The organism is Patulibacter defluvii, assembly GCF_034096925.1.
In the GTDB taxonomy this organism is placed as follows: Bacteria; Actinomycetota; Thermoleophilia; order Solirubrobacterales; family Solirubrobacteraceae; genus Patulibacter; species Patulibacter defluvii.
Window position 1 is genome coordinate 48998 of record NZ_JAWZSQ010000001.1, and the last position, 25453, is coordinate 74450.

Sequence of the window (25453 nt, forward strand, 5' to 3'; positions counted from 1 at the left end):
GCCGGCGTCCTTCCGACCCGATGCGCCGCCTGGTCTTCGCCGTCGTCGACGGCTGCGATCCCGGCCAGCTCCGTCGGGCGATCGACGACGGGCGGGCGCCGATGCTCGCCCGCGCCGTCGCCGAGGGCGCGCTCCACGAGTCGGTGGCGGCGTTCCCGTCGGTGACCCCGGTCTGCGCGACCGCGCTGGCCACCGGCGTCCGCCAGGACCGCCACCGGATCCCCTCGATCAACTGGTGGGACCGCAGCCGCGAGCGCTACGTCGAGTACGGATCGAGCTTCGCCGCGTCGCGCAAGCTGGGGATCGTCCGCCAGCTCGCGGACACCGTATACAACCTCAACGGTCGGCACCTGGCGCCCGAGGTCCCGACCGTCTTCGAGGCGCTCGACGACCAGGGCGTGCGGACCGCCGGCACCACCTTCCTGGTCTACCGCGGACGCCACCGCCACGAGCTGGCCAAGGGCACGATGATGAACCGGGTCGCCTCGACGGCCTTCCGCAAGCCGGTGCTGGGCCCGAAGGAGCTGTTCTACGCCGACCTCTTCGCCTCGCGCGAGACCGGTTGCCGCTCGCAGTTCGGCTTGCCCGGCGTCCGCGACCAGCACGCCGGCTGCGTCGGCGCGCACCTGATCGAGCACGACCTGGTCGACTTCCTGCTGCTGTCGCTGCCCGACAACGACACCCACAGCCACAAGCACGGCCCCGACGCCCAGCAGCAGTCGATCGCCGACGCCGACGCCCAGCTGCTGCGGATCGCCGAGGCGGCCGGCGGCGTCGACCGCTTCTTCGCCGAGTGGGCGCTGGTGGTCGCCTCCGACCACTCGCACACGCTGGTCGAGCGGCGGGCCGACGTCCGCGCCGCCTTCGAGCCGTTCGGGATCGTCGGCGCCTCGAAGCCGCGCAAGGGCGACCGGATCGCCTTCTGCCCGGCTTCGCGGGCGGCGATGGCCTACGTGCTCGACCCGGCCGAGCGCGAGCGGCTGCTGCCCGAGCTGGTCGCGGCCGGCCGCGGCGCCGAGGGCGTCGAGCTGGTGGTCTGGCGCGACGGCGACGAGGGCGTGATCGCCAGCGGGATCGACGCCGCGGTCGCCGGCGAGCTGCGCTTCCGGCCCGGCGACGACGTGGCCGACGAGCGCGGCGGTCGCTGGTCGGTCGCCGGCGACCTGGCGCTGGTCGGAGCGACGGTCGAGGACGGCGTCCTGCGCAGCGCCAGCCACCCCGATCCGCTCGGCCGCTGCTGGTCGGCGCTGCGGTGCGTGAACTCCGGCGACCTGCTGCTGTCGGCCTCGGCCGGGGTCGAGTTCCCCGACTGGGGCGGGATCGACCACGTCGGCGGCGGCAGCCACGGATCGCTGCGCGCCGAGGACTCGGTCGGCATCCTGGTCCACTGCGGGCTCGACGGCCAGGACGACGCCCCGGCGATCCCGCCGGCCGCGCCGGGCGCCTGGTCGATCGAGGACGCCACGCCCCTGATCCTGCGCCACTTCGCCGCCCAGGCGACGCGATGACCACCGCCCCCGCCGCCCGCCGCCCGACCGCGATCCCGCTGCTGGTCGCGGTGGTCGTGGCGCTGCTGCTGGTCGCCGCGCGGCCGGCGGTCGCGGCTGACACCACCACCACGGTCACGGCCACCACCGGCACGACGACCACCCCGCCGGTCACCACCGTCACCCGCGCCGGATCGACCGACCCCAACGGGACCGAGACCCCGGCGTCGATGGACGAGCCGCCGCTTGGCCACCGGCTGAGCGCCAAGCAGGCGCAGGAGATCGCTCGCCGCGACCCGAAGCTGCGGCGGGTCCAGCGCGAGCACCCCGGCAGCTACGACCAGATCATGCTCAAGGGCAAGGATCGCTGGCAGCTGTCGCTCTACGCCCGGCGCCAGAAGGGCAAGCCGCTGAAGGAGCTGGCGCAGGTCCTGATCAGCGACCAGACGGCGCGGATCACCGAGTCGTGGGACGGGCCCTACGTGGCCTGGACGATGGCCCGCGGCTACGACGGCGCGTTCGGCCGCTCGGTCACCAGCCCCTGGCTGTGGGGCGTGATGCTGGTGCTCTTCCTGGTGCCGTTCGTCGGCTTCCGGCCCCGCCGCGGCCCGCCGCTGGCGCTGCTGGCCCTGGCCGCGTTCACCGTCCCGCTGGCCGCCTTCAACAACGCCCGCCTCGACCTGGCCGTGCCGACCAGCTTCGCGCTGCTGCTGGCGCTGGCCGCCTGGGCGCTCTGGCGCGGGCTGCGCCAGCCGGGCCCGCCGCGCGACCTGGTGATCGGCCTGCCGCTGGTCGGGCTGCTGCTGCTGGGCGTGGCGCTGCTGGTCTTCCGGATCGTCCTCAACCTGACCGACGGCAACGTGATCGACGTCGGCTACGCGGGGGTGGTCGGCGCCGACCACATCGGCCACGGCCAGCCGGTCTACGGCGCGTTCCCGAAGGGGATCGAGGCCGGCGACACCTACGGGCCGCTCAACTACCTGCTCTACGTGCCGTTCGAGCAGCTGTGGCCGTGGAGCGGCCGCTGGGACGACCTGCCCGCCGCGCACGGGGCGGCGATCGCCTTCGACCTGCTGGCGACCGCGGCGCTGTTCGCCGTCGGCCGCCGCCAGGAGCGCGACCGCGACGCCGGCCGGGCCCGCGGCGCGCTCTACGCCTACCTCTGGCTGGCCTGCCCGTGGTCGCTCTACTGCCTGAACAGCAACGCCAACGACGCGGCGGTGGCGGCGGCGCTGGCGCTGCTGCTGGCGATCGGCGCCCAGCCGCTCGGCCGGGGGGTCGCGGCCGGGATCGCGGCGGCCACCAAGATCACGCCGCTGGCGCTGTTCCCGCTGCTGGCCACCCGGCGGGCGGTCGCGCCGCACGTGCGGGTCGAGCACGGCTGGCCGCGCTGGCGCTCGCTCGGCCCCGCCTGGTTCGGGCTCGGCGCGCTGCTGGTGCTCGGCATCACCACCCTCTGGGTCCTGCACGGCGACCCGCTGCGGCTGCTCTACGAGCGGACGGTCGAGTACCAGGCCGAGCGCGAGGCGCCGTTCACCCCCTGGGGCTTCTACGACCTGCCGCAGGCCTTCCGCGACGTCGCGCGGGTGCTGGCGGTGCTGCTGGGGATCGCGCTGGCGTTCGTCCCCCGGCGCCACGACGTCACCGGCACCGCGCTGCTGATGGCGGCGGTCCTGCTCGGGCTGCAGATGGCCGCCGAGTACTGGTTCTACCTGTACCTGACCTGGCTGCTGCCGCTGGTGCTGGTGGGCGCGCTCGGCGACCGCCGGCTGCGGTGGCCGATCTCGCGCCGCCCTGCGGTCACGCCGCGGGTGCTGGGGCCGCTGCCCGAGGAGGACGCGCCGTGGGCGGCCGCGGCGCGCGCCGACGACGGCCCGCCGCCGCCCGCGGGCTAATCGGGCGGCAGCACCGGCGAGCGCTGGATCGGCAGCACCTCGGTCGCGCGGCGCGGCCGCTCGCCGGTCTGGATCAGCACCCCGCAGAGCCACGGGTCGCCGCTGGCCGGCTCGAAGCGGACCGGCAGCCGCGTCCGCATCGACTCGATCGCCAGCTCCTTGCGGACGCCGATCACCGAGTCGCGCGGGCCGCACATCCCGACGTCGGTGATGTAGGCGGTGCCGCCGGGCAGCACCCGCGCGTCGGCGGTCGGAACGTGGGTGTGGGTGCCGACCACCGCCGTCACCCGGCCGTCCAGGTACCAGCCCATCGCGACCTTCTCGCTGGTCGCCTCGGCGTGGACGTCGACCAGCAGGTGGTCGACCCCCTGGCGGATCAGCTTCTCGACCTCGACCTCGGCCTGGGCGAACATCACCCGCCCGGGATCCAGGTGCAGGTTGCCCATCAGGTTCAGGACCCCGAGCTTGACCCCGTCGCGCTCGACCACGCAGCTACCGTGGCCGGGGTGCGACGCCAGGTAGTTGGCCGGCCGCACGATCGCGTCGACATCGTCCAGGTAGGGCCAGACCTCGCGCTGGCGGAAGGCGTGGTTGCCGAGCGTGATCGCGTCGACGCCGAGGTCGAACATCTCGTCGGCGATCCGCGACGTGATCCCGACGCCGCCGGCCGCGTTCTCGCCGTTGACGACCACGAAGGTCGGCTGGTGCTCCTCGCGCAGCGCCGGCAGCGCGGCCCGCAGCGCCTTGCGCCCGACCGAGCCGATCACGTCGCCGACGAAGAGGATGGAGGTACCGCCCGGCCCGGACATCGGGCGAGTGTCGCAGCGGGCGGGGGAGCGCGCGCTCCCGGCCCGTGTGAGTGAATGTGCGTGCGCGGCGGCCCGGCTCGCCCGCGACCCGCCCGTGGCCGCCACCGATCCCACCCCGCCGCCCGCCGGTCCCGCCCTCCGCGCCGAGGGCCTGGTGCGCCGCTTCGGCGACCGCACCGCGCTCCACGGCGTGACGCTGGCCGCCGACGCCGGCGAGGTGGTGGCGATCCTCGGCCCCAACGGCGCCGGCAAGACCACGCTGCTCTCGCTGCTGGCCGGGCTACAGGTCCCGGACGCCGGCAGCGTCGGCCGTCCCGCGCGCGAGATCGGCTGGATCCCGCAGCAGCCGGCGCTCTACCGGCGGCTGAGCGTGCGCCAGAACCTGGAGCTGTTCGCCCGTCTCGACGAGGTCACCGACCCGCCGGCGCGGGTCGACCGGATGCTGGCCCAGGCCGGGCTGGCCGACCGCGCCGACGATCCGGTCGGGTCGCTCTCCGGCGGCGGCCAGCAGCGGGTCAACGTGGCGATCGGCCTGCTCGCCGACCCGCCGGTGGTGCTGCTCGACGAGCCCTCGGCCAGCCTCGACCCGCGCCAGCGCGAGCGGATGTGGCGGTTCCTGACCGACCTCGCCGCCGACGGCCGGGCGGTGGTCTTCTCGACCCACGACGTCGCCGAGGCCGAGCGCTACGCCGATCGCGTGGTGGTGCTGGTCGACGGGCGGATCGCCTTCGACGGCGCCCCGGGCGCGCTGGCGGCGGCGGCCGACGGCGACCTGCTGCGGGCCTTCGTCGACCTGGTCGAGCGGGCCGTGCCCGACGAGGAGCCGGCGTGAGCGGCTGGCGCAGCCTCGGCCCGCTGGCGGCGAAGGACGCGCGGATCCTGCGCCGCTCGCCGCTGCTCGTCGGCCTGCTGGTGATCTACCCGCTGGCGGTCGCGCTGCTGCTGGGCCTGGCGCTCTCGCGCGGGCCGGCCGAGCCGAAGGTCGCGCTCGTCAACCAGGTCGCCGCCGCCGACTCGACGGTCGACCTCGGCGGCGAGACGCTCGACGCCCGCACCTACGCCCTGCGGCTGATGAAGAACACGCGGCCGGTCAGCGTCGCCACCCGCGAGCAGGCGCTGCGGATGGTCCGCGACGGCGACGTGGTCGGGGCGATCGTGATCCCGCCGAAGACGGTCGAGCAGCTGCGCGGGGTGCTGTCGCTCAACGGCGAGCGGCGGCTGCCGACGATCGAGGTCCTGACCAACGACGCCGACCCCGTCCGGGCCAGTGCGCTGCGCGAGCTGATCCAGGCCCGGCTGGCCGACGCCAACGCCGAGATCGGCAAGCGGCTGATCGGCGTCGGCGGCAGCTACCTGGGGGTGCTGCTGAACGGCGGCAACCTGCGGCTGCTGGGGCTGTCGGGCGACATCCTCGGCCTCCGCCAGGCGTCCGAGATCCTGAAGCGGGCGGCGGCCGAGCTGCCCCGCGGCGGCACCCGCGGCGACGTCGAGCGGGTCGGCCGCTTCGCCCAGCTGGCGGTCGACAACCTGGCCTTCGCGGTTCCGATCCTGGACTCGATCGCGGACCCGATCCGGATCCACCGCACCAGCGTCACCGGCCCCGCGGTCTCGCTCGACGTCTACGCGGCGGCGGTCGCGGTCGCCGTCTCGCTGCTGCTGGTGGCGACCCTGCTCGGCGCCGGCCTGGTGGCGCTGGAGCGCGAGGAGCGGACCTTCGGCCGGCTGGTCCGCGCGGCCGTCCGCCCGGGCGTGCTGCTGGGGTCGAAGACGCTGCTGGCCGGGGCCACCGGTGCGGTCGTCGGGCTGCTGGTGGCCGGCGGCCTGGCGCTCTTCCTGGGGCTGGACCCGGCCCGGATCCCGCTCTGGCTGGTGGCCGCCGCGGCGGCCGGCGTCGCCTGCGGCGCGCTCGGGGTGGCGCTCGGCGCGCTCGCGCCCGAGGTCCGCGCGGCCAGCCTGCTGGCGATCCTGCTGCTGGTGCCGGTGGTGGTGATCGGGCTGGTCCCCGAGGGCACCGTCTCGTCGCTGGTCGGCACGGTGATCGACGTCGTCTCCGGCGCGTTCCCCTTCCGGCCCGGGCTGCGGCTGGTGACGGCGGCGCTCGAGCACGGCGCCTTCTGGGGCCCGCTGCTGCACCTGCTGCTGCTGGCGGTCGCCTGGAGCGCGGTCGCGCGGGTGGCGATCGTCCGCAGCGGCGCCCGCGGCTGACCCCGCGGCTGACCCGGCGTCGGTCTACGATCGAGCGATGTCGTTCCCGCGCTCCCGCCCCCGTCGCCTGCGCCGGACCCCGGCGCTGCGGGCGCTGGTCCGCGAGACGGTCCTGCGCCCCGAGCAGCTGGTGCTGCCGCTGTTCGTCGAGGAGGGGCTGGAGGACGAGGCGCCGATCGCGGCGATGCCGGGCGTCTCGCGCTGGTCGGTCGCCGGCGCCGTGGCCCAGTCGCGCGAGGCGGCCGCGCTCGGGCTCGGCGGCGTGATGCTGTTCGGGATCCCCGCCGTCAAGGATCCGGCCGGCAGCGGCGCCTGGGACGACCAGGGCGTGGTCCAGCAGGTCAGCCGCGCGATCCGCGAGGCGGTCCCGGGCCTGACCGTCGGCACCGACCTCTGCCTCTGCGAGTACACCGACCACGGCCACTGCGGGCTGCTCGACGACCACGGCAGCGTCCAGAACGACGCCACCCTCGAGCTGCTGGAGCGGACGGCCGTCGCCCAGGCCGACGCCGGCGCGGAGGTGCTCTACCCCTCCGACATGATGGACGGCCGGATCGGCCGGATCCGCGACGCGCTCGACGCCGCCGGCCACGACCAGGTGGTGATCGTCGCCCACAGCGCCAAGCTCGCCTCGGCCTACTACGGCCCCTTCCGCGAGGCCGCCGGCTCGACCCCGGCCTTCGGCGACCGCCGCAGCTACCAGATGGATCCGGCCAACGGCGACGAGGCGGTGCGCGAGGCGCTGGCCGACGTCGAGGAGGGCGCCGACGTGCTGATGGTGAAGCCGGCCGGCCCTGCCCTCGACCTGATCCGGCGGGTCAAGGACGCCACCCGGATGCCGGTCGCCGCCTACCAGGTCAGCGGCGAGTACTCGATGATCAAGGCCGGCGCCGCGGCTGGCTACGTCGACGAGGACGCGATCGTCGGCGAGTCGCTGACGGCGATCCGCCGCGCCGGCGCCGACTTGATCGCCACCTACTTCGCGCCGGCCGTGGCGCGGGCGCTCCAGGGCTGACCGGCCGCGCTCAGCCGCGCGGCGCCCGCACCGGGCACGAGACGCAGCGCTCCTCGGCCGGGTCCCGGTAGTTCAGGCAGCAGGTCGCCCGGTAGGCGAACGACGCGCCCTCGCGCAGCTCGAAGGCGAACGGGATCCGCAGCGGCCCCGGCGCGTCGACGATCGCCGTTGCCCACCGCCAGCCCTGCTCGCGGCGGCCGCTGAGGTCGCCGACGTAGCCGAGCGCCTGCACCACCCGGTCGCCGACCGACCGCCAGGCCACCCGCCGGCGGCGCAGCCCGGCCGCGTCGACGGCGGCCACGATCGGCTCGCAGACCGCCACCAGCTCGTCGCGGGCGGCGGCGGCCAGCGCGGCCTCGTCGACCGCCACCCGGGCGTCGTCGTGGTCGCGGTCGGGGTCGTCGGGCAGGCAGTGGAAGCCGCCGCTCCGCGGCGCCACCGCGGCGGCCTGGCCCTCGGGGCCGATCCGGACCGCGACCGCGTCCGGCGCCAGCCGCGGCACCCGCCGGGCCTCCAGCAGCGTCCCCGCGACCAGCTCGGCCGCCCACCAGGCGCGGGCCTCGACCATCCACAGCGCCCCGGCCCGCCGCCCGGGCGCGTTGCGCGAGGCCGGATCGAGCTGGGCGGCGAACCGCGCCGGGTCGGCGGCGACCGCGTCGGCCGGCTCCCAGCCCGGCTCGTCGGGGTCGTCGAGCGTCACCGTCGACCCGGTCAGGGCGGCGACGTCGTCGAGCGTGCGCACGAGCGGCGGGCGACCGCGTTCCATGTCGGGCACCCTAACTTGTCCCCCTCGCGATTCGGCCCGCGGCGGGCATCCCTACCATGGAGTCACGTGCCCCGGTCCGTCGCGCACCCTCCGTGCGCACGCCCCACGACCGGACGCGCTCGACGCGAGGAGCCTCATGGCCACCAGTGACAAGACGGCGATCCCGAAGGTCCGCAGCCGCAAGGACGGCGCGGCGGTCCCGCTCGACGAGACCGACAAGCGCCTGCTCGACCTGCTCCAGGGGGCCTTCCCGCTGGTCCCGCGCCCCTACGCCGAGATCGCCACCAAGGCCGGCATCGCCGAGGACGAGGTCATCGCCCGCACCGCCCGGCTGGTGCAGGACCGGATCATCCGCCAGGTCACCCCGATCTACGACACCCGCGCCTTCGGCTACGGCTCGATGCTGGTGGCGGCCAAGGTCGACGCCGAGAACCCGTGGCGGGCGGCCAAGGTCATCAACGGCCACCCGGGCGTCAGCCACAACTACCTGCGCAACCACGACTTCAACATGTGGTTCACGCTGGCGGTCGAGGAGGACTCCAACCTCGGCCTCCAGGGCACGCTCGACGTCCTCCAGGAGCTGACCGGCGCCGAGTCGATCCGCCAGCTGCCGACGCTGCAGCTGTTCAAGATCCGGATGGACCTGGAGCTGACCGGCGACACCAAGTCGCTGGCGACCGCGGGCGAGGCCGTCGCCCCGGCCGAGACCGAGCGCCAGCCCTACGACGAGTTCGACAAGAAGGTCGTCCGCGCCACCCAGGGCGACCTGCCGGTGATCGCCGAGCCGTTCCAGCCGGCCGCCGACCAGCTGGGGATCTCCGTCGCGGCGCTGCTGGAGCACCTGGAGGGGATGACCGAGCGGCGGCTGCTGCGGCGGGTCGCGGCGATCCTCTTCCACCGCCGGGCCGGCTTCAGCGCCAACGGGATGGGCGTCTGGCAGGTCGACCCCGACCGGATCGAGGAGATCGGCATCCGGATGGCGGCCTACCGCGGGATCAGCCACTGCTACCAGCGGCCGACCTACGCCGACTGGAAGTACCAGGTCTTCACGATGGCCCACGGCCGCTCGAAGGAGGAGTGCGACGCGATCCTCGACGCGATCGCCGACGAGGTCGAGGGGATCGAGGACCGCGCGACGCTCTACAGCTCGACCGAGTTCAAGAAGATCCGGCTGCTCTACTTCACCGAGGCCTTCAAGGCCTGGGAACGCGAGCACGCCGGCGTCTGAGACCGTGACGATCTCGCTGACCGACGCCAAGTCCGCCGAGCTGTTCGCCCGCGCCGCGCGGGTGCTGCCCGGTGGCGTCAACTCCCCGGTCCGGGCGATGCGCTCGATCGGGCGCGACCCGCTCTTCGTCGAGCGCGCCGAGGGGGTCGACCTGGTCGACGTCGACGGCAACCGCTTCGTCGACTGGGTCTGCTCGTGGGGACCGCTGATCCACGGCCACGCCCACCCGCGGATCCTCGACGCGATCCAGCGGACGGCGACCTCCGGCACCACCTTCGGCGCCCCGACCGCGCTCGAGGTCGAGCTGGCCGAGGAGGTCGCCCGCCGCGTCCCCTCGGTCGAGATGCTGCGGATGACCTCGTCCGGCACCGAGGCCTCGATGAGCGCGATCCGGCTGGCCCGCGCCGCCACCGGCCGCGAGGTGATCGTCAAGTTCGCCGGCGCCTACCACGGCCACGTCGACGGGCTGCTGGCCGACGCCGGCTCGGGCCTGGCCACGCAGGGCATCCCCGCCTCGCCGGGGGTCCTGGAGTCGGCCACGCGGGCGACCGTGATCGTGCCCTGGAACGACGTCGCCGCCGTCGAGCAGGCGTTCGCCCGCCACGAGGTCGCGGCCCTGATCGCCGAGCCCTACCCGGCCAACATGGGCCTGGTGATGCCGGAGCCGGGCTTCCTGGCCCGCCTCCGCGAGCTGACCGAGGCCCACGGCGCGCTGCTGATCTTCGACGAGGTGATCACCGGCTTCCGGGTCGCCCCGGGCGGCGCCCAGGAGCTGTCCGACGTCACCCCCGACCTGACCGTGATGGGCAAGGTCATCGGCGGCGGCCTGCCGGCGGCGGCCTTCGGCGGCTCGCGCGCGCTGATGGAGCGGCTGGCGCCGGTCGGCGACGTCTACCAGGCGGGCACGCTGTCCGGGAACCCGCTGGCCGTCGCCGCCGGGCTCGAGTCGCTGCGGATGCTCGACGAGACCGCCTACCTGCGGCTGAGCGAGACGACCGAGGCGCTGGCCAGCGGCCTCCGCGAGGCGGCCGGCGACCGGCCGGTCCAGATCGCCACCGTCGGTGGCCTGGTGACCGTCTTCTTCAGCGACGAGCCGGTCCGCGACTACGCCGGCGCCCGTCGCTGCGACCACGAGGCCTACGCCCGCTGGTGCCGGGGCCTGCTGGCCCGCGGCGTCTACGCGCCGCCCTCGGGCTACGAGGCCTGGTTCGTCTCGCTGGCCCACGAGCCGGAGCACGTCGCCCGCACCGTCGAGGCCGCCGCGGCGGCCTTCGAGGTCGCCTGGTGAGCGCCCTGGCCGCGCTCGCCACCGCGCTGCGGGACGAGGGCGGCCTGGTCGCGGCCGCGACCGTCGATCCAGCCGACGACGCCGATCGCTCCGCCTCCGACGGCGTCCGCGGCCCGCGCGCCGAGGTCGCCGGCGACGCGCTGCGGCTGGCGGTCGAGGCGACCCGCGAGGCCGAGCTGCTGCACCACGCGCCCGAGCGGGCCCGCGTGGTCCGGACCGACGACCGCGACCTGGCGCTGCTGGCCGGCGACCGGCTCTACGCGCTCGGGCTCGAGCGGCTGGCCGCCGACGGGCTGGTCGACGAGGTCCGGATCCTGGCCGACGTCGTCGCGCTGGTCGCGCGCTTGCACGCCGGCGAGGCGTGGGCGCTCGGTGCCGGCCACGACGGCGGGACCGGCGCGCCGGACGCCGCCGCGGCGCGCACCGCCGCGCTCTGGATCTGCGCCGGTGCCGCTCTGGGACGGGGTTCCCGGTCGCCCGCGGCCGCCCTCCTGCGGACCGCCCGCACGGGGGCGACGCCGACCCCGGACGCGCTCCGCGCCGCCGCGGCCGCCGTCAACGAGGGCTGAGGAACCCCCGCAAAGCGCGGTCCCGGGGCCCTCGATCGACGAGGTCCCATCGCCGGACGCGCGTGGCCGATACGATCCCGGCGTCCCACGCGGCCCCCGTGGGTTCACGCAGGAGCCTCTCACACGTGTCCGATCGCCCAGCGAAGAGCAAGTACACCCTCGACCGCGGCATTCCCGGTGCGTTCGAGGGCGAGACCGTCACCCGTCGCCGGATGATGGTGCTCGCCGCCAACGCGACCGGCGGCATCGCCATCGGCGCCGTCGCCCTCTCGTCGGCCGGCTTCGCGGTCGGACAGCCGTTCGTCGAGGTCGACACCGGCTGGCACGACATGGGCCCGCTCGACGAGATCCCGAACGACACCTACGTGCCGCGCGTGATCACGCTCGATCCGAAGACGGGCCAGGTCGGCAAGAGCACCGTCTACCTGCGGCAGCGGAACCCCGCCGTCGACAAGGAGCCGGCCGACCAGTACAACAAGGTCGTCGCGATCAGCTCCCGCTGCATGCACATGGGCTGCCCGGCCCGCTATGTGCAGGCCGCCCAGCACTTCGTCTGCCCCTGTCACGGCGGGGTCTACGACTTCCGCGGCGAGGTCGCCGCCGGTCCCCCGGTCCGCCCGCTGGATCGCTTCTACACCCGCGTGACCGACGCCGGTCGGGTCGAGGTCGGGCGCCGCTTCTCGGTCAACTCCGAGCTGAAGCGGTTCTCGCCGCGTCCGCCCGGGCAGCCGCTGGACGGCATCGGCCAGTACCTGTACCCGTCGCGTCCGACCCAGCGCAAGCTGCCCGGCACCTGATCCCTCTCACCATGGCGAAGATCAAGCTCCTCCCGTCGCCGCCCGCGGCGCTGCGGCCGCAGCCGAAGCGGCCCGACGACCCGGCGGTCGACGACAAGCCCAAGGACCTCGTCAAGGAGGCGGCGATCAGCGCCGCCGACTGGGTCGACGAGCGGACCTCGCTCTCGGGGACCGTCCGCTGGGTGATGTTCCGGCCGATCCCCAAGGGGACGAACTGGTTCTACACCCTGGGCACGGCGACGATGGTCGCCTTCATCAACCAGGTCATCACCGGCCTCGTGCTGGCGATGTACTACGACCCGTCCGCCACCCGCGCGTACGAGTCGATGAAGTACATCAACAACGAGGTCTTCCTCGGCGAGTTCGTGCACGGCATGCACCGCTGGGGCTCGACCGTGATGGTGATCCTGATCTTCCTCCACATGGCGAGGACGTTCTTCTTCGGGGCCTACAAGTACCCCCGCGAGCTGAACTGGGTGATCGGCGTCGCGCTGCTGGTGCTGACGCTCGCCATGTCGGTCACCGGCTACCTGCTGCCGTTCGACCAGCGCGCCTACTGGGCCTCGGTGGTGGCGATGAACATCGCCGGCAACGCCCCGCTGCTCGGGCCGTTCACGCCCGACATCGCGCTCGGCGGTCCGGACGTCACAGCCGTCACGCTGTCGCGGTTCTACATCATCCACATGATGCTGATCCCGGGCCTGATCATCGGCCTGATCACCGCCCATCTCTACCTGGTCATCAAGCTCGGCACGACGGCGCCGCCGTGGGTCCGCGCCGACAAGGTCGGCGCCGAGCTGAAGGAGCACGACGCATGAATCAGCGCGAGAAGGAGGAGTACCTCCGCGAATACTCCGTCCTGAAGGCGCAGGGGAAGCCGTTCTTCCCCTACATCATCGTCAAGGACGGCGTGATGATGATCGTCGTCATCGGGACGATCATGCTGCTGTCGATCGTCCTCGGCGGCGAGCTGACGGCGAAGGCCGACGCGACGACGACCACCTACGCGCCGCGTCCCGAGTGGTACTACTTCTGGGCCTTCGAGCTGCTGCGCGTGATCAAGCCGCCGCAGTTGGTCTCGCTCGCGGCCGTCGGGGTTCCGACGATCGCGATGCTGCTGCTGTTCCTGCTGCCGTTCTACGACCGCAACCCGGAGCGGCATCCGCTGCGGCGTCCGATCGCCACCACCGCCGGCATCTTCGTGATCGGCGCGATGTTCTTCCTCTCGTACCTCGGTGCCGAGGCCGAGCCGCCGTCGCGGGTCGACATGGAGCCGCCGGCCGCGGTCACCGCCGCGGGCGGGGCGTCGCTGGAGAAGTGGGAGGCGGGCCGCAAGCTCGTCGCGCAGTCCTCCTGCGGCGGCTGTCACAAGATCGGCGCCAACGGCAACGACGGTCCCGGTCCCCAGCTGACGCAGATCGGCGACCGGCTGAAGGAGGGCGCGATCCGCGAGACGCTGATCAACCCGACGCTGCCGATGCCGTCGTTCGCGAAGCTCGGGCCCGAGAAGCTCGACGAGATCGCGTACTTCCTCAGCACGCTGAAGAGCTCCGGCGGCGGGGGCCACTAGGCCCCGGTACCCGCCCGCCCGGCGGCGGTCGTGAACGACGCTGCGACCGCGACGCCGGACGGACCCGATCCGGCCGGCGTCGCCATCCCCGCGGTGGTGGCGCCGATCGTCGCCGTCGCCGGCGACCACGTGCCGCCGCTGCTCGGCCGGATCGAGCGGCGGCTGCGGCAGGTCGCCGCGCCCGGCGCCGCGAGCGACCCGCTCGACGCGGCCGGCGCCGCGACGGTCGCCGCCGGCGGCAAGCGGCTGCGGCCGCTGCTGGCGCTGGTCGTGGCCGGCCCGGCGATCACGGCCGACCCCGCCGCCCAGGACGCGATCGTCCGCGCCGGCGTCGCGCTCGAGCTGACCCACACGGCCACGCTCGTCCACGACGACGTGCTCGACGCCGCGGCGCTGCGGCGCGGTCGCCCGACCACCTTCCACGCCCACGGCCGGGCCGCGGCCACCTGCCTCGGTGACGCGCTCTTCGCCGCCGCCTTCGGCGAGCTGGCCGGCGGCGACGACGAGCGGGCGGTGCGGGTGCTGGCCGCGGCCAGCCGGGCGCTGGCCCAGGGCGAGCTGCTGCAGCGGGCCGACGCCTGGCGCGCCGACGTCGGCGAGGACCGCTACATGACCCGCTGCCGGCTGAAGACCGGCGCGCTGTTCGACGCCGCCGCCCGGCTCGGGGCGCTGGTGGCGGGCAACGAGCCGGAGGCCTTCGCCGCCTTCGCCTCGGCGGTCGGGGTCGCCTTCCAGCTCTTCGACGACGTGCTCGACGTCGTCGGCCCGCCCGAGGTGACCGGCAAGCCGCGCGGCACCGACCTGCTCGACGGCACCGCCACGCTGCCGCTGCTGGTCGCCCGCGAGCGCGACGAGCAGCTGCGGGCGCTCGACGTCCGCTCGATCGTCACGCCCGAGCAGGCGGCCGCGGTCTGCGACCGGATCGTCGCCTGCGGCGCCACCGACGAGACCGAGCGGCGGGCCCGGGCGCTGGTCGAGGACGCCCTGGCGGCGCTGCCGACGGCCCTCGACGACGGCCGCGAGGGGGCGCTGCGGCTGATCGCCCGCGGCGTCGTCGACCGCCGTCTCTGAGCCTCTCCGGGGCCTCCGACGGCCGCCCGTCGGGGTGGTCGGCATCCGATCGTCGTCGATCGTCGTTCCCTTGGTGACCGCTTCGTGGAAGGATTCATCCCATGCCCCTTGGAATCGGCGTGCCCGAGCTCCTCATCATCCTGCTCGTCGTGCTGGTGATCTTCGGGCCGAAGAAGCTGCCCGGTCTGGGCAAGCAGCTCGGCACCGGGATGCGCGAGTTCAAGGACTCGATCTCCGGCAACGACAAGGACGACGCCAAGCCGACGGCCCAGGCGCTCGACGCCGCGCCGGAGGAGACCGTCGACGCGCAGCCGGTCGAGCAGCGCCAGAAGACCCCCGGCGAGTAAGCCGCCCCACCCCCCATGCCGGCCCTTCGCCCCGTCTCGCACGAGGCCCGGCTGACGCTGGTCGAGCACCTCAGCGAGCTGCGGACCCGGCTCTTCGTCTCGCTCGGGATCCTCGTCGTCGCGTTCAGCTTCACGTACTGGCAGCACCAGAACGTCCTCGACATCGTCAACCGACCGCTGGAGAAGGCCCAGAAGGTCGGCGACTGCCGCGCGCCCGGCGACGCGCTGGAGAAGAGCGCCTGCTTCGACCGCGCGGTCGCGAGGGCGCTCGGCCGGCTGGGGCCGGCGATCGAGCAGCTCTCGCGCGACGCGGGCGGCTCGGCCAGCGGGTCGGCGGGCGCGTCCGGCGCCCAGGGCGCCCGCAACGCCGAGCAGGTGGCCGCCGTCCGCCAGGCCGCGGCGGCGCTCGAGGCGGTCTCGAAGCTGGCCCCCACCACCACCAAGCGCCAGCCGGTCACCCTCGGCGTGGCCGAGCCGTTCTTCCAGACGATCAACGTCGCGCTCTACGCGGCGCTGGTGATCGCGCTGCCGCTGCTGCTGTACCAGCTCTACGCGTTCCTGATCCCGGCCTTCACCGAGCGCGAGCGGCGGGTCGTGGTGCCGGTGATGATCGGCGTCCCGTTCCTCTTCTACGCCGGCGTCGCCTTCGGCTACTTCCTGGCGCTGCCACGGGCGGTCGACTTCCTCCAGAACTTCAACGACCAGGCGTTCGACGTCCTCGTCCAGGCCCGCGACTACTACAAGTTCGTGGCGCTCTTCCTGGCCGGGACCGGGATCGTCTTCCAGATCCCGGTGCTGGTGCTGGCGATCAGCCGCCTGGGCGTGATGAACGTGCGCCAGCTGCGCAAGCAGCGCGGGATGGTGGTGCTGATCGCGGCGGTCGTGTCGGCGGTGATCACCCCGACGCCCGATCCGGTGACGATGCTGCTGGTGATGGCGCCGCTGGTGGTGCTGTTCGAGATCAGCGTCCTGATCGCCGCCTACCTGGAGAAGCGCAGCCCGCCGGGCGGTCGCTGGAACTGGGAGGGCGGCGACGACGACGAGGACGACGACGACGGCTTCGGCGGCGACGACGGCTTCGGCGGCGACGAGGGCGGTCCGGTGCCGCCGGGCAGCGATCCGGCGCTCGACGGCTGGGCCGGCCGGATCGACGAGCAGGACGACGAACCGCCGCTCTGGGAGCTGGATCCGGACGAGGGCCACGCCGACGCCGGGGCGGTCCGCCCACGGCCCGACGAGGCTCCGGACGGGGACGGTGATCCGGCCCCGGCGGGCGACGAACCGCCGGTCACGACGGCCACCGAGGCGGGCGACGAGCAGCCCTGGTGGTCGGCCGCCGACGACCTCGACGCCGACGATCCGTTCGCCGGCGAGCGGCCGGCGGACGACGACGAGACCCCGCGCGAGCCGCCCTCGCCCTAGCCCGCGGCGAGACCGCTGGCGGCTCGGCACTCGTTCCTGTCTATCCTGCCGGTCATGCTCTTCGACCTGCGGGCCCCGGGCCGCAAGCGCTTCATCCAAGGCGTCTACCTGATCCTGGCGGTCGTCCTGGTCGGCGGCCTGGTGCTGTTCGGCGTCGGATCCGGCCTTCCCGGCCTGCTCAGCGACGGCAACAGCGGCGGCGGCACCGACATCGCCAAGGAGCAGCGCGAGCGGCAGGAGAAGCTCGAGAAGCAGGTCGTGGCCGACCCCCGCAACGGCAAGGCCCTGGCCAGCCTGGCCTCGGTCCGCTTCGACCGCGCGATGGGCGAGATCAACCCCCAGAGCCTCGAGATCACCGGCGAGGCCCGCCGCCAGCTGAACGGCTCGGCCGACGCCTGGCGCCGCTACCTGGCTACCAAGCCGGACCCGATCGATCCCCAGGTCGCGAAGAAGATGGCCCAGGTCTTCTCGCCCCAGCTGCTGAACAAGCCCGACGAGTGGGCCGACGCCCAGGGCGTGGTCGCCCAGGACGCGGTCACCCGGGCCGAGAAGGCGGGCCAGAAGCCGGCCTACACGATCTACCTCCAGCTGCTCCAGGCCGAGGTCGCCGCCAAGCGCACCCGCCAGGCGAAGATCCACGCCGCGGCCGCGGTCGCCGCCGCCCCCGCCGCCCAGCGCAAGGACGTCGAGGCCCAGGCGAAGGCGATCCAGAAGGGCGAGGACCCGAGCGCCGCTGCCGGTGCCGGCTCGGGCACCCCGACCACGATCACCCTGCCGGACGACAAGTAGCCGCCGGCGAGCCGACGCCACCACCCGGCGATCTTGTACGATCGCCGGGCCCTGGTAGCTCAACTGGTTAGAGCAGCGGACTCTTAATCCGAAGGTTGAGGGTTCGAGTCCCTCCCGGGGCATCCACCCGCCGCCGGCCTCGCGCCGCCGTCGGGGGAAGACTCGAAGGACGAGGCCGGCGTGCGAGCGCCGGCCTCGTTCGTTCTCGGGGTCGGGGCTACTTGCAACAAGACTTATCGGCCTTGTTGCAAGTCACGTCGGCGGTGCGATTCGCCAGAACGCCCGCGGATCGCGGGGCGACTTGCCGACCCACTCGATCACGCCGGCTTCGCGGAGGGCGGCGAGCTCGCGCTGGACGACGGGCCGGGAGAGTTCGAGCAGGTCGACGACCTCTCCGGTGCTGAGGCGGCCGGCCTCGCGCAGCGCGGACGTGATCGCGCGGGCATGGCCCGGAAGCCGTGCCTCGAGCTCTCGGTCGACCGGCTCCGCCAGGAGCGTCAGCTCGACGCTGCCGGAGGTCTGCCGGTAGGACGGGTCGACGAGGCCCGCCTGGCGCATCTCGTCGAAGATCCGACGGACGCCCTCGCCGAGCTCCTGGCCGAAGTGGAGGTCCGAGCAGACGCGGGCGATCCGGGGATTGCGCGCGAAGCGGAGGGTGGCTTCCGGGTTTCGGAGGTCGACCAGGCCGGGGAAGCGCCCCGGGCTGGAGATCTCCAGCCGGTCGTCGAAGATCTCGACGCGGATGTGATCGCCGCCGGCGCTGTAGGAGCGGTGGACGACCGCGTTCACCAGGCCTTCCAGCCAGGCATCGGGCGGGATCAACGGGACCTCTCCGAACCGGCCGTTCGCCTGCAGGGCCCGCCGCTTCGGCTGGAGCTCCTCGATCGTCGCCTGCGCCGCGCCGAGGATCCACGGGATCGGCCCCTCGAGCCGCTCGTCGTGCAGCAGCTGCTGCCGAGCCCCCGAGCCTCGTTCGCGTCCGCGGTAGCGGAGCACCCGCACGAAGCTCTCCGGCAGCGCTCGCTGCGGGTTGCGGGCGAAGAGCAGCGCCCCGGCGACGGTCAGGCGATCGTCGACCGCCAGACCTCGCGCCCGCAGCACCTGCAGGCCGTCGCTGCTGCCGATCGCCGCCGCGTAGTCGGCCAGCAGCTCGACGTCGACGTCCGGCAGGCCGACCTCCGGCAGCACCCGGGACTCGAAGCTCGCCTGCCCCTTGTCGTAGGTCAGCTCCTGCCGCTGGTGGAAGCCAAGCCGGCGGGTCTCGTCCCCGATCCGGAGGAAGACCTCGTCCTTGGTGGTCGCGTGAACGACATCGCTCGTCTCGACGGCGATGACCAGCAGGTGGTCCTCGACGCCGTCGGCGTTGATGCACCTGATCAGCTCGGTCTTCACGTGCACCGGCGGGACGCAGAAGTCGACCCCCGCCTGCATCTGGCCGTTGCGTTGCGTGATCCTGCGGTCGGTGCCCTCGACGGCCCCGTCGTGGAGGCCGACCACGATCACCCCGCCGTCGGCGTTCGCCATGCCGCAGAGAGCCTCGGCCAGGGACCGCGCGGCGATCTTGCTGGACTTGCGATCGAACCACTGGTCCTCGCCGATCGCCAGCAGCGCTGGTCCGACGTTCTCGACCGTCTCGCCGAGCGCGGCGTGCACGGGAACCGTACTCATCTTTACTCGCAATAATTGCAAGTAGAGATGAGCAGGGCAAAGGGTCGGCCCTACCGCCCCGCCGCCGGCGTCAGCGCCACGACCCGCTCGATCGCCGCCTTCAGCGCGCCGGCGGTCGCGTCCTCGTCGTAGACGCCCAGCCGGGCCCGGCCGCGCTCGCGCAGCTGCGCCCGCAGGTCGCCGTCGCCGAGGACCACGTCGAGCAGGCCGGCGATCACGCCCAGGTCCTCGTCCTCGGTCAGGATCGCCGCGTCGCCCGCGACCTCGGCGACGCCGCCCGAGGGCCGGCCGACGACCGGCAGGCCGAAGTGGAAGGCCTCCAGGATCGGCACGCAGAAGCCCTCGTGCTCCGACATGCAGCAGAGCACGTGCGCATGGCGGTAGCGGTCGGCCAGGTCCTCCTGGCTGATCCCCCGCTCCCAGGTGAAGGCGTCGCCCAGCAGCCGCTCGCCGAGCTGCAGCACCATCTCGCCGTAGCTCTCGTTGACCGGCTCGCCGACGATCCGCAGCGTCGCCCGCGGCCGGTGCCGGGCCCGCAGCAGCGCGACCGCGCGGATCAGCGCGTCGTGGCGCTTGTGCGGGCACAGCCGGCCCACGAACAGCACCTCGCCACCATCGGCCGGCGGACCGACCAGGCCCCCCGGCCCCGGCCGCTCGTCCGGTCCCGGCGCGCCGTAGCGCTCGGGCTCGAAGAGGATCGGGATCACCGTGTCGGCGCCGAACTCCTCGGCCGTGTAGCGCGACGCACCGGCCGGCACCGTCGCCGACTCCATCACCCGCGCCGCCTCGCGCCGCCCCAGGTAGCACTGGAGCGCCGTCAGCGGGTCGTAGGCCCAGAACCACTCCGGCGGGGTGATGTTCTGGCACAGCACCAGCGAGCGGTCGTGCCAGCGCAGCAGCTCGCTCAGGCCCGGCGTGTAGGCCGAGTACTGGGCGAACACCACGTCGCCCGCCGCCGGCACCAGCGAGCGCATCGGGCGGAACGCGTCCCCGACCCGCGGATCGATGTGGACCGCCGTGTCCTGGCCGCTCCAGCCCCAGGCGTCGAACAGCTTGCGGTAGCGGATCGCCTGGGTGGTGATTGCGTCGAACGGCCCCGCCCCGCCGATCACCTGGTGGACCGTGATGCTCATCGCGCGCCCTCCCGCGCCGCGTCGTCCTGGGGCGGCAGGCCGTGCTGGGCCCGCAGCGCCTGCTGCTGGCGGCGCGCGGTCGCCTCCTCCTCGGCCTGGCGGACCGCCGAGCGCTCGTCGGCCCGGACGTCGGCCGCGCTGCGCTCGACGCCCAGCTGGCCCTCGACCTCGCGCAGCCGCCGGCGCAGGCCGTCGACCTCGGACCGCAGCTCGCGCAGCTCGTCGCGGACCAGGCTCGACCGCAGCGCCAGGTGCACGTTGACCCGGTTCTGGACCGACAGCACCTGGGCGTGGTACTGGCCCAGCAGCCGCAGCAGCGCCTGCTTGGTGCGCGTCACCGGCGCGCCCAGCCGCCGGGTCGAGCGGACCTCGCGCAGGTCGGGCTCGACCACCGCCCACTGCAGCAGCTGGTCGTCGCTCGGCTGGGAGCTGCGCTCGACGCGCAGGCCGTCGCCGGGGATGGTCGTCGTCGCGTGCTCGGCCGCCAGGCGGCGAGCGGCGTCGAGGGCGTCCTCGGGTCTCACGCGGGCTCCTCGTGGTCGGTGACGGGCACGGTCGCGGCCGTCGGGTGGGTGCCGCGGACCGGCGCCGCCTCGCCCGACAGCAGGTGGCGGTACTCGCCGAGCACCTGGGCGGTCGGGCCGTCGGCCGCCACCACGCCGCTGTCCAGCAGCACGGTGCGGGCGCAGGTGCGCTCGATCAGGGCCAGGTCGTGCGAGACCAGCACCAGCGTCGCGCCGGCGCTGACCTGGGCGGCGATCCGCTCCTCGCACTTGCGCTGGAAGGCGCCGTCGCCGACGGCCAGGACCTCGTCGATCAGCAGCACGTCGGCGTCGAGGAAGGCGACGATCGCGAACGCCAGCCGCACCAGCATCCCGCTCGAGTACGCCTTCAGCGGCAGGTCGACGAACTCGCCCAGCTCGCTGAAGGCGATCATGTCCTCCAGCCGCTCCTCCACCTGGCGGCGGGTCAGCCCGTAGAGGGCGCCGCCCATCAGGATGTTCTCGCGGCCGGAGAAGTCGCGGCTGAAGCCGGCCGCCAGGTCGAGCAGCGCCGCCACCTGGCCGCCGATCCGGACCCGGCCGCTGTCGAGCGGGACGATCCCGGCCAGCACCCGCAGCGTCGAGCTCTTGCCGGCGCCGTTGCGGCCGACGATCGCCACCGTCTCGCCCGGCTCGATCGCCAGGTCGACCCCGCGCAGCGCCGGCACCGCCTCTGGTCCGCCGCGGTGCTCGCGGCGCAGCAGCAGCTCCTTCAGCGTCCGGCCGCTGTCGACCTGGACGTTGAAACTGCGGGTCGCGGCCTCCAGCCGGATCGCCCCGACCGGCACCGCGTCCTGCTCGTAGCCCCCGGCCATCAGAGCATCACCGCCAGGTCGCGCTGGAGCCGGCGGAAGATCAGCCAGCCGCCGACCAGCGCCACGGTCGCCGCGATCGCCATGTAGGCCAGCGCCCCGGCCGAGGGCACGGCGCCGTCGTAGAGGATCGTGCGGAACGACTCGGCGAACGGCGCCACCGGGTTGCCCCACTCCAGCGCCGCGCGGGCGAACGGCTGGTCGGTGATGTCGGTCGGCCGGTAGAAGATCGGCGTCACGAAGAACCACGGCACCAGGATCGCGCCGACGATCGGGCCGACGTCGCGGAAGTGGGCGTGGAGGCCGGAGATCGCCAGCGCCAGCCCCTGGACGAAGAGCAGCAGCAGCACGGTCGCCACCGGCAGCAGCAGCAGCGGCCAGTCGAGGGTGCCGCGGAAGGCGACGGTCAGCACCGCGACGATCCCCATCAGCACCAGGAAGGTCAGCGCCTGCACCGTCACGACCGCGGTCGGGATGATCTCGCGCGGGAAGCGGGACTTGCGCAGCAGCGCCGCCTGGGCCAGCAGGCTGTCGCCGGCCGCCGGCAGGGTCTGGCTGACCAGCAGCCAGACGACCATCGCCGACATGATGAAGAGCGGGTAGGCCGGGTGCTGGAAGCCGGGCTTCAGCACCACCCCGAACATCAGGTAGTACGCCCCCAGCAGCAGCAATGGGTTGACCAGGTACCAGACCAGACCCAGCACCGAGCCCTGGTACTTCTGCCGCAGCTCGCGCTGGACCAGCTGCTGGAAGAGGAACCCGTGGCCGCGGACGTCCGACCAGCGGGTGAGCGAGGTGGAGCTCATCGACGCGTAGGATCATCGCGCGTTCGGCCGGTCGCGCGCGGCGCGGCGGACCCCGCCGACCCCCGGCGGTTCGTCCGCATGCGACGTACGCGCACGGCGGCGGCCGATAGACCGGTGGGATGGACCACGCACCTCACCGATCAGCCCGCGGCCTCGCGCTGCTGGCCCTGCTCCTCGCCGCCGCCCTGCTCGCCCTCGTCGCCGGCCCCGCCGCGCCCCGTGCCGGGGCCGCGTCGGCCAAGGCCGCGGCGACGCCCGGCGTCCTCTACGCCTGCGTCACGCGGACCTTCCGGACCCTCAACCTCTCGACCAGGCGGGCCCGCTGCCCGCGCGGCCAGCTGAAGGTCTCCTGGGCCGTCCAGGGACCGCAGGGCGCCGCCGGCGCGACCGGCCCGGCCGGGACCGCCGGCGCGGCGGGGGCCCCGGGCGCGGCCGGCGCCCCCGGCGTCCCCGGCCCGGTCGGACCCGTCGGTCCGCTCGGTCCGGTCGGTCCCGCAGGCCCCGCGGGCCCGCAGGGCGAGCGCGGCGAGACCGGCGCCCCGGGCCCCCAGGGCCTCGTCGGCCCGCAGGGACCCAAGGGCGACGACGCCGACCTCTCGCTGCCGCTCGCCTTGACCCAGCCGGGCGACGACCCGGTCCTGAGCGCGAAGATCACCAACGGGGCCAGCGGCTCGCGGGTGATCGACGTCGACCACGCGGGCGCCGGCACGGGCATCTTCAGCAACACCCGCGGCGGCAACGCCCTCTGGGGTGTGACCGGCTCGATCTCGGCGGCGGCGGTGGTCGGCGACAGCTCCTCGGGCGAGGCGGTCGTCGCCCGCCAGAACGGGGCGATCTGCGAGAAGAACGTCGGCAAGTGCAACGGCATCGGCGCGATGGTCGGCCGCCACGACGGCCCGGGCGGCTACGGCGTCCGCGGCTTCCAGACCGATCCGCTCGGCGGCATCGGCGTGCTCGGCCAGACCGGCATCAACGGCGGCACCGGCGTCGGCGTCCGCGGCGAGAACGTCAACGCGGGCAACCCGGGCAACGCCGTCGAGGGCGTCACCAACGGCAGCGGCGCCGGGATCTTCGGCCAGGGCCAGACGGCCGGCCTCTTCAACGGCAACGTGACGATCAACGGCAACCTGACCGTCACCGGCACCAAGAGCGGCTTCCGGATCGACGACCCGCGCGCCCCCAGCGAGCGAACGCTGACCCACACGCCGGTCGAGACCGACGCCCTGACCGTCGTCTACACGGGCAACGTCACCACCGACGGCGACGGCCGCGCGGTCGTGCGGCTGCCCGCCTACGCGACCACGCTGGCCGGCGACTGGCGCTACGCCCTGACCCCGATCGGCCGCTTCGGCCAGGCGATCGTGGCCGACGAGGTCGACGACGAGGGGCGCTTCACGATCCGCAGCGAGCACGGCGACACGAAGGTCTCGTGGTCGGTGACCGGCGTCCGCCGCGACCCGCAGGCCCGCCGCGACGCGATCGTGCCGGTGGCTCCGAAGACGGGCGACGAGGCCGGGACCTACCTCGACCCGACGCTCTACGGCGCGCCGGCCAGCGAGGCGAGCGCGCCGAAGCAGCCGCTGGCGACCCGCGCGGACGGCACCGTCGGCGGCCGCCCGACGGCGTCCAGCGGCGACTGAGCGACCGTCAGGTCGTCGCGGCGCTCAGAAGGCGCCGCGGCGGCCGAAGACGGCCGGGACCGTCTTGACCAGGATCGAGAGGTCGAGCGACACCGACCACCGCTCCAGGTACAGGAAGTCGAGCCGGACCATGTCGTCGAAGTCCAGGTCGGAGCGGCCCGAGACCTGCCACAGCCCCGTCACGCCCGGCAGCACGTGGTAGCGCTTCTTGTGCCACTCCTCCAGCCGGTCGTAGTCGCGCTGCGGCAGCGGCCGCGGGCCGACCAGCGACATCTCGCCGCGGAGGACGTTGAACAGCTGCGGCAACTCGTCCAGCGACAGCCGTCGCAGCAGCTTGCCGACCGGGGTCACGCGCGGGTCGTTGCGGATCTTGAAGATCGCGCCGCCGGCCTCGTTCAGCTCCTCCAGCTCGGCCTGGCGGAGGTCGGCGTCCTGGTACATCGTCCGGAACTTGAAGCAGTCGAACGGCCGCCCGCCGACGCCGGGCCGGCGCGAGCGGTAGATCACCGGGCCGGCGCTGGTGAGGCGGATCGCCAGCGCGATCACCAGCAGCACCGGGCTCAGCACCAGCAGGATCGCCGTCGAGACCAGCAGGTCGAAGACCCGCTTGATGGCGAAGTCGACGCCCTCGGAGACCGGCGGCTTGAGCTCGAACAGCGGCAGCGTCTGGCCGGGCAGGAACTCGGCCCGCTTGACCAGGATCTCCATCGTCGAGGGCGCCACCCGCACGTGGACGCCGCGACTGTGGGCCTGGTCGACGACCTCGAGCGCGAGGTCCTGCGGGAAGGCCGGGTCGGCGATGATCACCTCGTCGACGACGCCCTGGCCGAGCAGCGCCGGCAGGTCGCCGACCTGGCCCAGCGAGCGGGCCCGGCGCGGGCGCTCGTCGTGCTCGTCGACGGTCAGCACGCCGCTGACCCGGATCGCCGAGTCGACGTCGTCGGCCAGCGCCGCGGCGACGGCGTCGGCGTGGTGGGCGGGACCGATCAGGATCGCCCGTCGCTGCTGGCCGGTCCGCCGCAGCAGCCAGCCGCTGGCGCTCTCGTAGACCAGCCGCAGCGTGCCGATGAAGACGATCGCCGCGATCAGGCCGCCCCAGAAGATGTAGTAGCTGGAGAACTCCTGGCCGTCGATCAGCGCGAAGAGCATGCAGACGACCATCGCCTGGAAGGTGCCGGTGAGGATCTTCCCCAGCCCCGGCCGTTCGCTGCGGCGGCCGTAGAGCCCCAGGCGGGCGAAGTTGAAGAGCACGACGAGGATCGCGAACGGCGCCAGCTCGCGGGCCTGGTGGGCGTGGGCGCTGGCGTCGAACGAGCCGAGCCAGGCCGCCTTCAGCGCCAGCGCGACGAACAGCGCCACCCAGACGCTGAAGATGTCGATCGCCAGCAGCGCGCCCAGGCGCATGGCGCGCCGCAGCGTCTCCAGCCGCAGCAGGAACAGGATCGCCGTTGGGCGCTTGGCTCGGACGTCGACGGCCGGCAGCAGGGCGGTGACCGATGCCCCGTTCGCCCCGTTCGGGTCGATCGACGACTCCGGCGCGGGCGATCGCCGTTCGGCGGCCTCGTGAGAACGTGTCGCAGGCTGCACCAACGAC

General features: G+C 74.0%; 24 protein-coding genes and 1 tRNA gene. 17 read left to right on the plus strand and 8 right to left on the minus strand.

The window, feature by feature from the left end; all coding sequences use genetic code 11:
- Nucleotides 1-20: 20 nt before the first annotated feature.
- Nucleotides 21-1508, plus strand: a complete 1488-nt coding sequence (locus tag SH587_RS00235) for an alkaline phosphatase family protein (protein WP_320668526.1) — start codon at nucleotides 21-23, stop codon at nucleotides 1506-1508.
- Nucleotides 1505-3382, plus strand: coding sequence for a glycosyltransferase 87 family protein (locus SH587_RS00240; protein WP_320668527.1), 1878 nt, complete (start codon nucleotides 1505-1507; stop codon nucleotides 3380-3382). The genes SH587_RS00235 and SH587_RS00240 overlap by 4 nt, the downstream gene beginning before the upstream one ends.
- Here the strand turns inward: SH587_RS00240 and SH587_RS00245 are convergent.
- Nucleotides 3379-4191 carry a TIGR00282 family metallophosphoesterase gene (locus tag SH587_RS00245; protein ID WP_320668528.1) on the minus strand — a complete coding sequence of 271 codons (813 nt, stop codon included), beginning with the start codon at nucleotides 4189-4191 and terminating at the stop codon, nucleotides 3379-3381. The two genes, SH587_RS00240 and SH587_RS00245, sit on opposite strands and share 4 nt — an antisense overlap.
- Before the next feature lie 94 nt (nucleotides 4192-4285).
- On the opposite strand from SH587_RS00245, the gene SH587_RS00250 reads away from it, so the two are divergent.
- Genes SH587_RS00250 through hemB form a run of 3 tightly spaced genes read left to right on the plus strand, consistent with a single transcriptional unit; the run spans nucleotide 4286 to nucleotide 7411 of the window.
- On the plus strand, nucleotides 4286-5023 hold the full coding sequence (locus tag SH587_RS00250) for an ABC transporter ATP-binding protein (RefSeq protein ID WP_320668529.1): 738 nt from the start codon (nucleotides 4286-4288) through the stop codon (nucleotides 5021-5023).
- A complete protein-coding gene (locus tag SH587_RS00255) occupies nucleotides 5020-6396 on the plus strand; it encodes an ABC transporter permease (RefSeq protein ID WP_320668530.1) in 1377 nt (458 codons plus the stop codon). The genes SH587_RS00250 and SH587_RS00255 overlap by 4 nt, the downstream gene beginning before the upstream one ends.
- Nucleotides 6397-6433: 37 nt before the next feature.
- Nucleotides 6434-7411 carry a porphobilinogen synthase gene (gene hemB / locus SH587_RS00260; RefSeq protein WP_320668531.1) on the plus strand — a complete coding sequence of 326 codons (978 nt, stop codon included), beginning with the start codon at nucleotides 6434-6436 and terminating at the stop codon, nucleotides 7409-7411.
- Nucleotides 7412-7421: 10 nt separating this feature from the next.
- Here the strand turns inward: hemB and SH587_RS00265 are convergent, their stop codons facing one another.
- On the minus strand, nucleotides 7422-8177 hold the full coding sequence (locus SH587_RS00265; RefSeq protein WP_320668532.1) for a (2Fe-2S)-binding protein: 756 nt from the start codon (nucleotides 8175-8177) through the stop codon (nucleotides 7422-7424).
- A gap of 136 nt (nucleotides 8178-8313) precedes the next feature.
- On the opposite strand from SH587_RS00265, the gene ahbA reads away from it, so the two are divergent.
- From ahbA to SH587_RS00320, 11 genes are all read left to right on the plus strand, one after another.
- Nucleotides 8314-9405, plus strand: a complete 1092-nt coding sequence (gene ahbA, locus SH587_RS00270; RefSeq protein WP_320668533.1) for a siroheme decarboxylase subunit alpha — start codon at nucleotides 8314-8316, stop codon at nucleotides 9403-9405.
- Nucleotides 9406-9409: 4 nt separating this feature from the next.
- Complete coding sequence (gene hemL / locus SH587_RS00275; protein ID WP_320668534.1) at nucleotides 9410-10693, plus strand: glutamate-1-semialdehyde 2,1-aminomutase; 1284 nt, start codon at nucleotides 9410-9412, stop codon at nucleotides 10691-10693.
- The gene (locus SH587_RS00280) at nucleotides 10690-11262 is read left to right on the plus strand and encodes a hypothetical protein (protein WP_320668535.1); all 573 of its coding nucleotides are present in this window, start codon (nucleotides 10690-10692) and stop codon (nucleotides 11260-11262) included. Before hemL ends, SH587_RS00280 begins: the two co-directional genes overlap by 4 nt.
- Before the next feature lie 125 nt (nucleotides 11263-11387).
- Entirely contained in the window at nucleotides 11388-12059 is a 672-nt protein-coding gene (locus SH587_RS00285; RefSeq protein ID WP_320668536.1) for a QcrA and Rieske domain-containing protein, read from the plus strand.
- 11 nt (nucleotides 12060-12070) lie between these two features.
- Complete coding sequence (locus SH587_RS00290) at nucleotides 12071-12877, plus strand: cytochrome b (RefSeq protein ID WP_320668537.1); 807 nt, start codon at nucleotides 12071-12073, stop codon at nucleotides 12875-12877.
- Entirely contained in the window at nucleotides 12874-13629 is a 756-nt protein-coding gene (locus SH587_RS00295; protein WP_320668538.1) for a c-type cytochrome, read from the plus strand. Before SH587_RS00290 ends, SH587_RS00295 begins: the two co-directional genes overlap by 4 nt.
- Nucleotides 13630-13659: 30 nt before the next feature.
- Nucleotides 13660-14700 (plus strand): polyprenyl synthetase family protein, encoded by a 1041-nt coding sequence (locus tag SH587_RS00300; protein WP_320668539.1) that lies wholly within the window; start codon nucleotides 13660-13662, stop codon nucleotides 14698-14700.
- A gap of 119 nt (nucleotides 14701-14819) precedes the next feature.
- Nucleotides 14820-15047 carry a twin-arginine translocase TatA/TatE family subunit gene (gene tatA, locus SH587_RS00305; RefSeq protein WP_320668540.1) on the plus strand — a complete coding sequence of 76 codons (228 nt, stop codon included), beginning with the start codon at nucleotides 14820-14822 and terminating at the stop codon, nucleotides 15045-15047.
- Between the two features lie 15 nt (nucleotides 15048-15062).
- A complete protein-coding gene (gene tatC, locus SH587_RS00310) occupies nucleotides 15063-16469 on the plus strand; it encodes a twin-arginine translocase subunit TatC (RefSeq protein WP_320668541.1) in 1407 nt (468 codons plus the stop codon).
- A gap of 54 nt (nucleotides 16470-16523) precedes the next feature.
- Nucleotides 16524-17258, plus strand: coding sequence for a hypothetical protein (locus SH587_RS00315; RefSeq protein WP_320668542.1), 735 nt, complete (start codon nucleotides 16524-16526; stop codon nucleotides 17256-17258).
- A gap of 48 nt (nucleotides 17259-17306) precedes the next feature.
- A tRNA-Lys gene (locus SH587_RS00320) sits at nucleotides 17307-17380 on the plus strand.
- A gap of 130 nt (nucleotides 17381-17510) precedes the next feature.
- On the opposite strand, the gene SH587_RS00325 is transcribed toward SH587_RS00320, so the two are convergent.
- Genes SH587_RS00325 through SH587_RS00345 form a run of 5 tightly spaced genes read right to left on the minus strand, consistent with a single transcriptional unit; the run spans nucleotide 17511 to nucleotide 22219 of the window.
- Nucleotides 17511-18926, minus strand: coding sequence for an ATP-binding protein (locus SH587_RS00325; protein WP_320668543.1), 1416 nt, complete (start codon nucleotides 18924-18926; stop codon nucleotides 17511-17513).
- A 50-nt stretch (nucleotides 18927-18976) separates the two neighbouring features.
- Entirely contained in the window at nucleotides 18977-20059 is a 1083-nt protein-coding gene (locus tag SH587_RS00330; protein WP_320668544.1) for a glycosyltransferase, read from the minus strand.
- Complete coding sequence (locus SH587_RS00335) at nucleotides 20056-20583, minus strand: hypothetical protein (protein WP_320668545.1); 528 nt, start codon at nucleotides 20581-20583, stop codon at nucleotides 20056-20058. The genes SH587_RS00330 and SH587_RS00335 overlap by 4 nt, the downstream gene beginning before the upstream one ends.
- Complete coding sequence (locus SH587_RS00340) at nucleotides 20580-21416, minus strand: ABC transporter ATP-binding protein (RefSeq protein ID WP_320668546.1); 837 nt, start codon at nucleotides 21414-21416, stop codon at nucleotides 20580-20582. Before SH587_RS00340 ends, SH587_RS00335 begins: the two co-directional genes overlap by 4 nt.
- The gene (locus SH587_RS00345) at nucleotides 21416-22219 is read right to left on the minus strand and encodes an ABC transporter permease (RefSeq protein WP_320668547.1); all 804 of its coding nucleotides are present in this window, start codon (nucleotides 22217-22219) and stop codon (nucleotides 21416-21418) included. Before SH587_RS00345 ends, SH587_RS00340 begins: the two co-directional genes overlap by 1 nt.
- 119 nt (nucleotides 22220-22338) lie before the next feature.
- Between SH587_RS00345 and SH587_RS00350 the strand changes: the two genes are divergently transcribed.
- Nucleotides 22339-23859 carry a hypothetical protein gene (locus SH587_RS00350; RefSeq protein WP_320668548.1) on the plus strand — a complete coding sequence of 507 codons (1521 nt, stop codon included), beginning with the start codon at nucleotides 22339-22341 and terminating at the stop codon, nucleotides 23857-23859.
- Between the two features lie 24 nt (nucleotides 23860-23883).
- On the opposite strand, the gene SH587_RS00355 is transcribed toward SH587_RS00350, so the two are convergent.
- Complete coding sequence (locus SH587_RS00355) at nucleotides 23884-25446, minus strand: sugar transferase (RefSeq protein ID WP_320668549.1); 1563 nt, start codon at nucleotides 25444-25446, stop codon at nucleotides 23884-23886.
- Nucleotides 25447-25453: the final 7 nt, after the last annotated feature.

Coding starts and splice junctions, on each gene's coding strand:
- SH587_RS00295 (WP_320668538.1), top strand. CDS start 12,874: ATGAATCAGCGCGAGAAGGAGGAGTACCTCCGCGAATACTCCGTCCTG.
- SH587_RS00325 (WP_320668543.1), bottom strand. CDS start 18,926: ATGAGTACGGTTCCCGTGCACGCCGCGCTCGGCGAGACGGTCGAGAAC.
- SH587_RS00330 (WP_320668544.1), bottom strand. CDS start 20,059: ATGAGCATCACGGTCCACCAGGTGATCGGCGGGGCGGGGCCGTTCGAC.
- hemB (WP_320668531.1), top strand. CDS start 6,434: ATGTCGTTCCCGCGCTCCCGCCCCCGTCGCCTGCGCCGGACCCCGGCG.
- SH587_RS00265 (WP_320668532.1), bottom strand. CDS start 8,177: ATGGAACGCGGTCGCCCGCCGCTCGTGCGCACGCTCGACGACGTCGCC.
- ahbA (WP_320668533.1), top strand. CDS start 8,314: ATGGCCACCAGTGACAAGACGGCGATCCCGAAGGTCCGCAGCCGCAAG.
- SH587_RS00235 (WP_320668526.1), top strand. CDS start 21: ATGCGCCGCCTGGTCTTCGCCGTCGTCGACGGCTGCGATCCCGGCCAG.
- SH587_RS00315 (WP_320668542.1), top strand. CDS start 16,524: ATGCTCTTCGACCTGCGGGCCCCGGGCCGCAAGCGCTTCATCCAAGGC.
- SH587_RS00290 (WP_320668537.1), top strand. CDS start 12,071: ATGGCGAAGATCAAGCTCCTCCCGTCGCCGCCCGCGGCGCTGCGGCCG.
- SH587_RS00345 (WP_320668547.1), bottom strand. CDS start 22,219: ATGAGCTCCACCTCGCTCACCCGCTGGTCGGACGTCCGCGGCCACGGG.
- SH587_RS00245 (WP_320668528.1), bottom strand. CDS start 4,191: ATGTCCGGGCCGGGCGGTACCTCCATCCTCTTCGTCGGCGACGTGATC.
- SH587_RS00340 (WP_320668546.1), bottom strand. CDS start 21,416: ATGGCCGGGGGCTACGAGCAGGACGCGGTGCCGGTCGGGGCGATCCGG.
- tatC (WP_320668541.1), top strand. CDS start 15,063: ATGCCGGCCCTTCGCCCCGTCTCGCACGAGGCCCGGCTGACGCTGGTC.
- SH587_RS00350 (WP_320668548.1), top strand. CDS start 22,339: ATGGACCACGCACCTCACCGATCAGCCCGCGGCCTCGCGCTGCTGGCC.
- SH587_RS00240 (WP_320668527.1), top strand. CDS start 1,505: ATGACCACCGCCCCCGCCGCCCGCCGCCCGACCGCGATCCCGCTGCTG.